At 78.0% G+C, this 11,907-nt stretch carries 9 protein-coding genes; 4 read left to right on the top strand and 5 right to left on the bottom strand.

Annotation, left to right across the window (positions count from 1 at the left end; all coding sequences use genetic code 11):
- Nucleotides 1-26 precede the first annotated feature (26 nt).
- Nucleotides 27-1,358 (bottom strand): MFS transporter, encoded by a 1,332-nt coding sequence (locus ACI79X_RS05200; RefSeq protein WP_457024355.1) that lies wholly within the window; start codon nucleotides 1,356-1,358, stop codon nucleotides 27-29.
- A 258-nt stretch (nucleotides 1,359-1,616) separates the two neighbouring features.
- Between ACI79X_RS05200 and ACI79X_RS05195 the strand changes: the two genes are divergently transcribed.
- The 3 genes from ACI79X_RS05195 to ACI79X_RS05185 are packed head-to-tail and all read left to right on the top strand — an operon-like array spanning nucleotide 1,617 to nucleotide 3,666.
- Nucleotides 1,617-2,168, top strand: coding sequence for an SDR family NAD(P)-dependent oxidoreductase (locus tag ACI79X_RS05195; RefSeq protein ID WP_457024354.1), 552 nt, complete (start codon nucleotides 1,617-1,619; stop codon nucleotides 2,166-2,168).
- A gap of 60 nt (nucleotides 2,169-2,228) precedes the next feature.
- Entirely contained in the window at nucleotides 2,229-3,032 is an 804-nt protein-coding gene (locus ACI79X_RS05190; protein WP_457024353.1) for a methyltransferase domain-containing protein, read from the top strand.
- Between the two features lie 10 nt (nucleotides 3,033-3,042).
- Nucleotides 3,043-3,666: a TetR/AcrR family transcriptional regulator gene (locus ACI79X_RS05185; protein ID WP_457024352.1), complete on the top strand. Its 624-nt coding sequence runs from the start codon at nucleotides 3,043-3,045 to the stop codon at nucleotides 3,664-3,666.
- 7 nt (nucleotides 3,667-3,673) lie between these two features.
- Here the strand turns inward: ACI79X_RS05185 and ACI79X_RS05180 are convergent, their stop codons facing one another.
- Nucleotides 3,674-4,429: a class I SAM-dependent methyltransferase gene (locus ACI79X_RS05180; protein WP_457024351.1), complete on the bottom strand. Its 756-nt coding sequence runs from the start codon at nucleotides 4,427-4,429 to the stop codon at nucleotides 3,674-3,676.
- A 107-nt stretch (nucleotides 4,430-4,536) separates the two neighbouring features.
- Here ACI79X_RS05180 and ACI79X_RS05175 point away from each other — a divergent pair, with 107 nt between their 5' ends.
- A complete protein-coding gene (locus ACI79X_RS05175; protein WP_457024350.1) occupies nucleotides 4,537-5,775 on the top strand; it encodes an acyltransferase family protein in 1,239 nt (412 codons plus the stop codon).
- On the opposite strand, the gene ACI79X_RS05170 is transcribed toward ACI79X_RS05175, so the two are convergent.
- From ACI79X_RS05170 to ACI79X_RS05160, 3 genes are all read right to left on the bottom strand, one after another.
- Nucleotides 5,682-9,944 (bottom strand): alpha-(1->3)-arabinofuranosyltransferase domain-containing protein, encoded by a 4,263-nt coding sequence (locus tag ACI79X_RS05170; protein ID WP_457024349.1) that lies wholly within the window; start codon nucleotides 9,942-9,944, stop codon nucleotides 5,682-5,684. The genes ACI79X_RS05175 and ACI79X_RS05170 overlap by 94 nt on opposite strands.
- Nucleotides 9,945-9,981: 37 nt before the next feature.
- Nucleotides 9,982-10,959 (bottom strand): DUF3068 domain-containing protein, encoded by a 978-nt coding sequence (locus ACI79X_RS05165; protein WP_457024348.1) that lies wholly within the window; start codon nucleotides 10,957-10,959, stop codon nucleotides 9,982-9,984.
- Nucleotides 10,960-11,138: 179 nt separating this feature from the next.
- Entirely contained in the window at nucleotides 11,139-11,870 is a 732-nt protein-coding gene (locus ACI79X_RS05160) for a class I SAM-dependent methyltransferase (protein ID WP_457024347.1), read from the bottom strand.
- Nucleotides 11,871-11,907: the final 37 nt, after the last annotated feature.

The following is an 11,907-nucleotide window of genomic DNA, read 5'->3' as shown; positions in this document are numbered from 1 at the left end:
GGGAGCGCCCTCCCGGGCGCGACCGGTCAGCGGTAGGCGCTGCCCCCGCGCAGCCGGGCCGAGACCGCGACGTACAGCGGCGCGAGCACGACACCGTCGCGGGCGAGCCGCGCGCGCAGCGCCCGCCGGTGCTTGACCACCCCGACCAGGCCGATCGCCCAGAACAGGTACTGGACGGCGAAGGCGGCGCGGAACGCGTCGAGGTCGTAGGCGGTGGAGGCGCCGGGTGTGAGCGCGTCGAGGACCGCGCCGACGGCGAGGATGGTGAGCAGGGAGGCCACGAAGCCGCCCACGTTGACCACCCCGCTGGCGCTGCCCTGCCGCTCGGCCGGGTTCCAGGTGCGGGCGAAGTCGAAGCCGATCATCGAGCCGGGGCCGTTGGTGCCCAGCACGACGACGAGCACGACCAGCAGCCACAGCGGCGCGCGCCCGGGCCACAGCAGCACGACGGTCCAGGTGCCCGCGGTCAGCACGAGGATCGAGAAGACCAGCACCGACCGGCGCAGCGGCCAGCGCCCGCACAGCCGGCCGAGCAGCGGCCCGACGCCCATGCCGACGAGCACCAGCAGGGTCAGCAGCGACGCCGCCGTGGCCGGGGACAGCCCCTGCCCGACGACGAGGAAGGGATAGCCCCACAGCAGCGCGAACACCGTGCCGGAGAACTGGGTGACCAGGTGGGTGTAGAGGCCGATCCGGGTGCCGGGCTCGCGCCAGGTGAGCGCGAGGCTGCGGCGCACGTCGGCCAGGCCCGCGGCGGGCGCGAGCTCGATCCCGGGCGGGGTGTCGCGCAGCGTCGCGAGCACCAGGACGACGACGAGCACGCCGGCCGCCGCCGCGCCGAGGAAGGTGCTGCGCCAGCCGGCCGAGTGCAGCAGCGCCACCAGCGGGTATGCGGCCACGATCTGCCCGACCTGGCCGAGGATGCCGGTGAGCTGGGTGATCAGCGGGACGGTGCGCCCGGGGAACCAGAAGCCGACGACGCGCAGCACGCTGATGAAGGTCATCGCGTCGCCGGCGCCGACGAGCACGCGCGCGGCGATCGCCGTGGGCACGTCGGTGGCCAGCGCCAGCACCAGTTGCCCGGCCGCCATCGTGACGCCGCCCGCGACGATCAGCCGCCGCGATCCGAAGCGGTCCAGGGCCACGCCCACCGGCACCTGCAGGCCGGCGTAGACGGCGAGCTGCAGCACGAGGAACAGCGACACAGCCGAGGCGCCGGCGTCGAAGCGCTGCTGGGCCTCCACCCCGGCCACGCCGAGCGAGGCGCGGTGGAAGACGGCGACCACGTAGGCGGCCAGCGCGGTGAGCCAGACGGCGTAGGCGCGCACCGGCGTGCGCTCGTTCGTCGGGGCGGTCACCCAGGGGACGACAGCGGCGGCCGCCGATGTGTTCCCGCACCGGCGGTGAGTCCACTCACCCGCGGTGGGGGGCTCCGCCCGGCGCGTACCCGAGGGAAGGCAGGCCCTGGACGTCACCGCAGGTTCCCCGGTCGTCACCGGCGGGGCGTCGGGCCTCGGCCCGGCCACCGCCCGCCGGCGGACCGAGCGCGGCGTGCCCACCGTGCTGGTCGACCTGCCGACGTCACCGACCCCGACGCGGTCGCGGCCGCCGTCGCCGTGGCCGACGAGCTCGCGCCGCTGCGCACGCTCGTGCACTGCGCCGGCCGCGGCGGCGCGCTGCGCGTGGTCGACCGGGACGGCCGGCCGGGGTCGCTGGAGCCCTACGAGTCGGTCGTCCGGGTCGACCTGATCGGCACCTCCACCGTCCTTCGCCGGGCCGCGGCGCGGATGGCCGCCCACGAGCCCCTCGGCGGCGAGGAGCGCGGCGTCTGCGTGCTCACCGCGTCGGTGGCGGCCCACGAGGGGCAGGTCGGCCAGCTCGCCTGCGCCCCGGCCCAGGCGGGGATCGTCGGGCTTCCCCTGGTCGCCGCGCGCGACCTCGCCCAGCGGCTGGTCCGGGTGGTCACCATCGCCCCGGCACTTCGACACCCCGATCCCCGCCCGGCTCTCCCAGGAGGTGCGGGACTCCCTCGGGCAGGCCACCCCGCACCCGCGGCGGCTCGGTCTCCCGACGAGTTCGCCCGCCTCGCGCTCGCGATCGTCGACGACCCCGTGCTCGACGGCGGGACGATCCGGCTCGACGGCGCCCTGCGCATGCCGCCGCGCTGACCCCGCCGGCCCGCGCCGCCGGCCGGGGGCGGGCGCGGCGCGCACCTAGACTCCTGCGCCGTGCCCGCCTCCGCCGTCGCCGCCCGCGTGCTGCAGCACACCCGGCAGCGGGGCGCCGTCCCGGTCGCCGCCGCCTGCCTGTCCTGGGGGACGCGGTGGGCGCTGGGGCGCGCCCGCGCCGGCCGGCCGTGGGCGGCGACCGTCACGCACGAGGGCACCGAGCACCGGCTGCTGCGGCACCCCTACCACTGGACGTGGCTCAACGAGCGCGCCGTCGAGGTGCCCCTCGCCGAGGCGGTCCTCGACGCCGCGCTCGCGGGTCCCGGGCCCGCCCCGCGCGTCCTCGAGGTCGGCAACGTGCTGTCGCACTACCGGCCGGTGGGCCACGACGTCGTCGACAAGTACGAGCGGGCGCCGGGCGTGCGCAACGCCGACGTCGTCGACCTCGACCCGGCACAGCGCTACGACCTCGTGCTGGCCATCAGCACGCTGGAGCACGTCGGCTTCGACGAGGAGCCGCGCGACCCGGGGAAGGCGGCGCGGGCGGTGCGGCGGCTGCACGATCTCCTCGCCCCCGGCGGGCACCTGTGGGTGACGGTGCCGGTCGGCTACAACCCCGACCTCGACGAGGCGCTGCGCACCGGCGCGCTGCCGTTCTCCCGGCTCACCGCGCTGCGCTGCACGGGCCCGGGCGCCCGGTGGGAGCAGGTGCCGGTCGAGCAGGTGTGGGGCACGCCGTACGACTGGCTGCTGTACACCGCGCGTGCCGTCGTGGTCGCGGAGTCGTTCGCCGGGCCGTCCGCGGACGCGGGGAACGCCGCCGACGCCGCGTCGGAGGCCGGTGCGGGGGCCGACGACGCCTAGCATCGCGGGCGTGGAAGCCCTCGTGACCCCGGAGGACCTCACCGAGGACGACGCCCATCGGCGGGTCCGGATCCTGCTCGCGCTGGCCACCTGCATGGCGGCCAAGGGCTACCGCGCCACGACGATCTCCGACATCGCCCGCGAGGGCCGCGTGTCCAAGACGATCGTGTACGCGCACTTCCGCGACAAGGAGCACTGCCTCCTCGAGCTGTACACGCGGGCCACCGACAAGATGCTGGCCACCGTGCAGGCGGCGCAGGAGCGGGCCGCGGGCCTGGCGTGGCCCGACCGGCTGCGCACCGCCGTCCGCGCCTACCTCGAGGTGCTCGCGGCCAACCCGGAGGTGGCCTGGGCGGCGCTGGTCGAGGTGCAGGCCGCCGGCCGGCCGGCGCTCGCCCTGCGCCGGCAGGTGATCGACCGCTACGTGGAGCTAATCTGCGGCGTGGCCGCCGAGCTCGCCGAGCGGCACCCCGACGAGGTGCGCCCGGTCGACCGGGCGCTGGTGCTCGCCGCCGTCGGCGGCCTCAACGAGCTGATGCTCGCCCGCGTGGAGCGGGGCGAGGTGACCTCGCTGGCCGACGACACCGACGTCGCGACCGAGGTCCTCGTCCAGCTGGTAGCCCGCCGCGCCTGACCCCGGGTCAGCCCGCGTCCCTGACGACGACGTAGCGGGCCGCCGCCCAGTGCGTCGCGGGCTCTCCCACGGCGGCGACGTCGACCACCCGGCCACCGGCGGCCGCGGCGACCGCCCGCACCCGCGCCTCCGGCACCCCGGTCATCAGCATGGGGGCCGGGTAGCCGAGCAGCCGGGTCTGGGCCCAGCGCACCAGCCGGGTCGGCGCCACCCGCCAGACGACGCCGCGGGCGGTCCACAGCGGCGTCGTCGGGCAGTGCAGCACCGCGACGCCGCCGGGCCGCAGCACGCGGAGGAACCCGGCCAGGGCGCGCTCGGCGCCGCCCGGCGGGAGGTGCTGCAGGACGCGCTCGGTGAGCACCAGGTCCACGGAGGCGTCGGGCACCGGGTGCAGGTCGGCGTCCTCGGCGAGCACGAAGCGGCACCGGCCGCCGCTGCGGTCGAGCTCCCGGGCGCGGGCGAGCATCGGCCCGGAGACGTCGAGGCCGACGACCTCGCGGGCGTGCGGGGCGAGGGCCTGGCTGAGCCGGCCCGCGCCGCAGCCGAAGTCGAGGACGCGGTCCCACTCCGTGGGCAGGCCCAGGCGGGACAGCCAGGCGCGGGTGCGCTCGACGTCGTCGCGACCGAGCGCCAGGAACTCCTCGACGTCCCAGCGGCCGCCGCGCTTGTCGGGGTCGACCCAGACCGCCCAGAGCGGGTCCTCGGCACCCAGCCGGGTCCAGTCCGCGCGCACCTGCTCACCCAGCCGTCCGCGTCCCCGCACGGCACCTCCTCGTCCGGGGGCGGACCCTACCGACCGGTAGCCCCGCCCTCCTACGCTGGCCGGGACGGGCTCCCCGCAGGAGGGACACCGCGACGACGGGAGGACCGGTGACGGCTTCCGCCGCCCTGGAGGGGGGCCCGGCCGCACGCACCGAGCGGGCGTACCCGGCGCTCGACGGCCTGCGCGCCCTCGCCGCGACCGCGGTGGTGCTCACCCACGCCGCGTTCGCCACCGGCGACCACACCTCCTCCGCCCTCGGCCGCGTGCTCGCCCACCTCGACGTCGGCGTCCCGGTGTTCTTCGTGCTGGCCGGCTTCCTGCTGTCCCGCCCGTTCCTCCTGGCCGGGGCCGAGGGGCGGCCGGCGCCGCGGGCGGTCCCCTACCTGTGGCGGCGGGCGCTGCGGATCCTGCCCGCCTACTGGCTCACCGTCGCCGCCGCGCTGCTGTTCCTGCCGGGCAACGACGGCGCGGGCGCGGCGACCTGGGTCCGCCACCTGCTGCTCGTGCAGGTCTACGACGACGGCGGCCTCGCGGCGGGCCTCGCGCACACCTGGAGCCTGTGCACCGAGGTGGCGTTCTACCTGGTCCTGCCGCTCGCGGCGGGCGGGCTGGTGCGGCTGGGCCGGCGCGACCCCCGCCGCCCGTGGCCGGTGCTCACGGCGCTCGGCGGCGTCGCGGTGCTCGGCCTGGTCTGGCTGGTCGTCGTCTGGAGCGCGCAGCGCACCTTCGTGCCGACCGACCTGTGGCTGCCCGCCTTCTCCGGCTGGTTCGCCGGCGGCATCGGGCTGGCGACGCTGACCGTCGCCGACCCGGGCTGGCGGCCGGTCCAGGTCGCCCGGGAGCTGGCCGGCAGCCTCGGCACCTGCTGGGCCGGCGCGGCGGTGCTGTTCTGGATCGCCTGCACGCCGGTGGCCGGGCCGCTGGGCCTGGCCGCGCCCTCACCCGGCCAGGCGGTCACCCGCTCGCTGCTCTACGGCGGCGTCGCGGTCCTGCTGGTCGCGCCGCTGGTCCTCGGCGAGCAGCGCGGCCGGGTGCGCGCGGCGCTGTCCGGCCGCACCGCGCGGGGGCTCGGCGAGGTCTCCTACGGCCTGTTCCTCGTGCACGTGGTCCTGCTGACCGGCGGATACGACCTCACCGGCACGCCGGTGTTCACCGGCCCGCTGGTGCTCGTGGCGCCGGCCACCTGGCTCGCCGGGGTGGGTGTCGCCTGGCTGCTGTACGTGCTCGTGGAGCGGCCGCTGCGGCGGTTCCGTCACGCCGCCGACGGCGTGGTCCTCCCCCGCCTGCGGCGCAGGGGCAGCACCGCGGCGACGACGACCGACAGCGCGGCGACGCCGAGCGCCTGACGGGCGTCCGCGGTCCCCTCGACCGCCAGCAGCACGCCCGCGGCCGCCACCAGCGACGCCGCGAGCGCGCCGAGGACCGCGAACCGGCGGCGCCCGGCGGCCGCGGCGAGCACGGCGGCGACGCCGAGCACCGCGAGGCCCACTCCCCCGCCGGCCAGGGCGACGCCGGCCAGGGCGGCGAGCACCACGACCGCCGCGAGGAACCGCCGGCCGCGGGCGGGCCGGGCGAACGGGCGCGCGGGCGGCGCCGGGGCCGTCGCCGGCCGGACGGCCAGCGCGACGAGCAGCGCCACCGCGGCGGCCCCGCCGGCCAGCGCCGCCCGGTAGGCGCCGCCGGGCCCGTAGTCGAGCCGGACGACTCCGGCCGGGCCGGCGGGCAGCACCCAGGCCTGCTGCCAGCCGTCGACGGCCACGGCCTCGAGCGCCGCGCCGTCGAGCGTGGCGGTCCACCCGGGGTTGGTGTTCTCCGGCACCACGAGCAGCGTCGGCTCGTCGCGGGCGGCGACCCGCACCGCGCGGTGCTCGGCGTCCCAGCGGTCGACGCCAGCGGCGGTGCGGTCGACGTCGATCCCCGGCGTGGCCGCCAGGGCGCCGCCGGCGCGCAGCAGGGTGGCCGACCGGACGGCCAGCTCCGGGGTGCCGGCCGCGGTGAACCGGTGCTCCCCGGCCCCGAGCCGCAGCGTCTGCCCCACCGGGTCGCAGAGGTCGAGGGACACGGGGGCGAGGTCGCGCAGCGCGCCGTACGTCGTGCGCACCGAGGTCTCCCACCGCTGCCCGTCGAGCGCGACGACGGGTCCCTCGCCGCAGGGCACCTCGACCAGCCGGTCGGGGTCGGGCACCGCGAGCGCGGTGACCTCGAGCTCCCCCACGACGACGCCGAGGTCGGAGACCGTGCGGGTGTAGGGGTCGAAGGACCCGGTGCGGTCGGCCAGCTCGAAGGTGATCGTCAGCCGGTCGGTGGTGACCGGGGTGAAGGAGACCGCGCCGTCGTCGTCGAGGCGCAGCGTGCGGGTGATCCCGCCGCCGGACAGCGTGACCGCGCCCGGCCGCGCGCCGGTCACCGAGCCGGCGGTCTCCACCCGGAGCCGGTCGACGGTCTGCGGGGTGAGCCAGCTGACCACCAGGGTGGGCGAGCCGTCGTCGGCGGCGGCGTGCCAGGCGGTCCCCGGGTCGCCGTCGGCGACGGCGGCGGCGCCGGCCCGCGGGTCGGGGACGGCGGTGGAGCTCGCCGCCACCCGGCTGAAGGTCCCCGACGAGGCGGCCAGCAGCTCGTCGAGGGCGCCGCCGGCCCGCGGCACGGCGGTGAGCGAGAGGTCGTAGTCCGCGGTGTCGGCGACGGTGAGCACCCGGTCGAGGCCGGCGGGCTCCTCGGCGGCGTCGACGAGCGGGGCGCCGCAGCGCAGGTCGGCGTCGGTGGAGGTGGCGCACCCGGCGACGGGGGCGCCGGCCGCGGCGAGGACGTAGGCGTCGGCCGGGGCGGCGGGGTCGGGCAGCACGACCGACCGGGTCACGGTCAGGCCGGGCACCGCCACCTCGGCCAGCCCGAGCGTCTCGCCCGGCGGCACGGAGAGGGACAGCGACCGCGTGGCGCCCGGCGGGAGGGGCACCTGCTGGGGCGCCGCCGTCGCGGCCACCCGGACCCGCAGCGAGCCGGTGTCCGTGCCCACCAGCAGCACCGACGGCGGGTCGGCGGCCACGTCCGGCGGCAGGGTCACGCCGACCGACAGCGCGCCGACCGGCTCGTCGGTGCGCAGCGTCCACTCGACCGGGGCGGGCGTCCCGACGTCGTCGGGCGGGTACCAGGCGGTGGTGGGGTCGCCGTCGACGGCCGCCCAGGGCGAGCGGGCGGGGTCCGCGCCGCCGTAGCTGTCGGCGTCCGACGCCGACGCCGCGGCCCCGGGGACGGCGCCGGTGTAGCGGACGACGCTCTCCGCGGCCGCCTGGTCGCCGAGCAGGTGGTCGCGGGCCGGGGCGTCCAGGCGCAGCGGGTCCTCCGGGGCCAGCCCCTGGGAGGCGGCGTCGGTCAGGCGGCCCATGCTGCGCTCGCGGCGCACCAGCGCGTCGGACACCGCCACCGCCCCGGTGCCCTCGACACCGGCACCGGCGAGCACGGTGGGCCGCCCGGTGACCAGGCCCTGGTCCTCCAGCGCCAGGACGCCGTCCGGGCCGCCGGACACGGTGACGGCGTCGGCGAGCGGCGCCGTCCAGGCCCGGGGCGCCGGGTCGGCGACGCCGAACACCTCCACCGCCGGCAGGGGCTGGGCGAGCCCGGCGTCGAAGACCCGCCCGAGCAGCGCGACACCGGGGAAGTCGGGGCCGAAGGCGGCGACCCGCCGGATGCCGGGCGAGTCGCGCAGGGCCTGGTGCACGAGCACCGGGCGGGGCGACCCGGACGCGCCGACGTCGAGGTCGTTGCGGACGACGACGTGGGAGATGCCGGCCCGCGCCAGGTAGCGGGTGAGCGCCTCCGAGCCCTGCCCGGCGGCCAGCCGCGCCTCGATGGCGTCGAGCACCCGCACGTGGGCGTTCGGCGCGAGCGGCACCGCGTTGCGCACCTCCCACGGCGACCCGGCGAGCACCTGCACCGGCTCGTCGTTCGGCGTCCCCCAGCCGTAGGTGGCGAAGGAGGAGCCGGGGACCAGCAGCGCCCGCCCGGCGGGGGTGTCGCGGGCGAGGAAGTCGGCGGCCTGCTGCCAGTAGCCGGGCACCGTCTCGAACCCGGCGGGCGGGGCCAGCCGTCCCTGGACCGCCGGGACGGCGACGCCGGCGACGCCGAGCACGACCAGGGCCACGGTCGCCCGGCCGCCGAGCCGCACCGCCGCCGGGACGGCCCGGCGCAGCGGCGCGACCGCGCGGGCGAGCAGGGCGGGCAGCGGCCGGCCGGGCCGGGGAGCCGGGCCCGGCCGGCCGGCCCGGCGGGCGGCTCCGGTCGCCGCGGTGACGAGGTCGACCAGCGCCAGCACGAGCGGCAGCCGGAGCACCGGGTCGAACTTGTGCACGTTGCGCAGCGGCGCCAGCGGGCCGTCGAGGGCCTCGTGCAGCCAGGGGGCCAGCACGCCGTCGACGGCGGCCAGGTGGCCCATCGTCACCAGCGCCGCGCCGGCGAGGACGCCGAGCACCAGCCAGGTCCGCTCGCGCAGGCGCGGCCGACACAGCGCGGCGAGGCCGGCGGCGGCGAGCACCACGGTCGCCGTCACGGGCACGGCGTCGTGCAGCAGCGACCAGCCGGCAGGCCACAGCGGGCCCGCGGCGGTGGCCAGCGCCGGCACCCAGTGGTCGGTGCCGCGCAGGACCGAGAGCAGGTCGGTGGGCGCGGTGGTCGTCGCCGCCGTCTCGATCAGGTCGAGGAACGGGACGCTGTAGCGGCCGAGCAGCATCAGCGGCCCGGCCCACCACGCGGTCGCCAGCACCACGGCGAGGGCCCACCAGGCGGCCAGCCGTCGGCGGGCCCGGCCGGGGCGCCGGCTGAGCAGCCAGAGCACCGGCAGCGGGAGGACGGCGGCCGCGGCGACGGCGTTCACGCCGCCCGCGCAGAACACGGCCAGCCCGGACAGCGCGGCCGCCCGGCGCGGGGACCGCAGCGCCGCGGCGCCCACGAGCGGCACCAGCACCCACGGCGCCACCGCCATCGGCAGCACCTCGATCGACGTCGCGCCGAGCGAGGTAACCATCCGCGGGGCGAGGGCGTAGGCCAGGCCGCCGAGGACCACCGCGGCGGGCGAGCCGATCCGCAGCCGCCGGGCCAGCACCACGACGCCGAGGAAGGCGGTGCACAGCAGCAGCGCCCACCACAGCCGCTGGACCACCCAGGGCGCCAGGCCCGCCCCGCGGAGCAGGGCGCTGAACGGGCCCATCGGCCACAGGTAGCCGTAGGCCTGGTTCTGCACCTGGCCGGCGAAGCCCTCCGGGTCCCACATCGACAGCGCCCGGCCGAGGAAGCCGAGCGGGTCGACCCAGACGTCGAGCTTGGTGTCGGACACCACCCGGCCCGGCGACTGGGACAGCGCCAGGGCGACCAGGCCCAGGCAGCCGACCGCCAGCCGCGCGCGGTCGAGCAGCCGTCCCGGCGGGCGCGGGTCCGGCGCGGCCGGCTCCGGGCGGGGCGGGGACGCGACCGAGCCCGCCGGACGGGGTCCGGCGGGCTCGGTCGTCAGCGGGGGCGCGGCCACGGCGCCGGGGAGGGGCCGCGCCCCTCCCGGGAGGGGCTCACTTGGCGAACGACACCGGCTCCTGGGCGGCCGCCCCGGCGGCGTCGGCCCGGTGCGCGCCGCCCCGCGACCGCAGGGCGAGCACGACGCCGGCGATCACGAGGAGCAGCCCGAGCGCGGCGACGGCCAGCGGCAGGGTCCGGGTGACGAGCGTGACCTTGCCCTTGTTGTCCTCGGCGCGCTCGACGCCGGCCGCGACGGTCTCGTCGCTGGCGGCGAACTCGGCCCGCAGGATCGTGGCGCCGGTGGTGCCGTCGGGGGCGCGCAGCACGGTGACCGGGGCCTCGGAGGAGGTGACCAGCACGCCGCTGACCGGCTCCACCCACAGCGTGCGGGTGTTGCTGTAGACGACGTCGGCCTCGACCGACTCCTCGTCGGGCACGCCGGCCAGCTCGCCGGGCACCTCGGTCTGCCGGATCACGGTCTCGGGGATCTCCTGCACGAAGCGGTAGACCTCGAGGCCCTCGATCTCCTCCTCGCCGTCGAAGCGGGCGGGGAAGGTCTGCGCGGTGGTGACGTTCCAGACGTCGTAGTCGCGCTGCTCGACACCGAACGGGAAGGTCACGGTGAGCCCGTCGACGTCGGCGGGCTCCTCGTCGACGGCCTCGCTGCCGCAGTCGACCGAGGAGGCGTCGCGGCGGTCGAGGCAGGCGGTGTAGCTGCTCGCGGTGACGAGCGTGCCGTCCTCGGCGGTGACCGTCGTGCCCGAGGACCACACGGCGACGTCGTCGGAGGCGTCCTCGGAGCCCGCGTCGCCCTGGACCGTCAGGCGGACGGTGGCGTCGACGCCGTCGACCTCCTCGAGGGTGGAGAAGTCGAGGTAGGTGACGTCGCTGCCCGTCGCCGTCGCCGAGGCGGTCTGGTCCAGCGGCAGGCGGACCAGGTCGGGCGCGAGGAACAGCCGGATCGCCAGGGCGGCGCCCAGGAGGACGGCGCCCAGGGCCACCAGGCCGAGACCGAGACCACGACGACGCATGCGGAGGGACCTCCTCGAGGGGTGCGACGACCGGTCCGGCGTCGCGGCGCGGGTCACACTACTGTCGGGTAGGTCACGCGCCAAACCCGGTCGGTTCCCGCCGGTACCGCTCCCCCGTCCAGGGGATACCGGCGCGTACCGGCATCGTCACGGATGCCGATACCGCCCGTTACCGGCGGTCACGACCCCCGTCGGCGGAGCACCACGACGACGTTCCAGGACGCGATCTCGCGCAGCCCCGGGACACGGGCGACCCAGGTGGCCCACCACGGGTGGTAGCGGGGGAAGACGGCGAGCAGGTCGGCGTCGGGGCAGCGCCGCGCCCACCGGACGAGGCCCCCGGCCGAGACGGCGAACAGCGACTCCCCGAAGCGGTTCTTCGGCTCGCGGCCGGCGCGCCGGCGGAAGCGGCGGCGCGCGTAGCCGCCACCGAGGTAGTGCCACGGCGCGGTCTCGTGCCCGCCCCACGGCGACAGCCAGGGCGTGAACGAGATCAGGACCGTGCCGCCGGGCCTGGTCACCCGCACCATCTCGTCCGCCATCACCCAGGGGCGCGCGACGTGCTCGAGCACGTTGGACGAGTAGCAGACGTCGACGGCGCCGCTGCGCACCGGCAGGGCCTCCCCGCTCCCCCGCAGCGTGCCGGGCTCCGGCTCGCCGCGGGCGGCCATCTCGCCGGCGTCGGGCTCGAGGCCCACGTAGGTGGCGCCCGCCGCCCGGAAGCCGCGGGCGAAGTAGCCCGGCCCGCCGCCGACGTCGAGGACGGTCGCGCCGTCGAGGTCGGCCCAGCGCGCGAGCTGCCGCACGGAGTCCTCGGCCAGCACCCCGTAGAAGGTGTCGGGGTCGGTCTGCTCGCGCAGGAAGGACCGGAACAGCCGGACGGACCGGTCGAGAGTGGCGGAGCGGTCCATTACTGCGCGTCTCCTCTGTCGACCATTCGGGCGGGTG

This window comes from Geodermatophilus sp. SYSU D01119 (genome assembly GCF_054049975.1).
The sequence above is the reverse complement of the archived record's forward strand: the minus strand, read 5'-3'. Positions and strand labels throughout refer to the sequence as shown.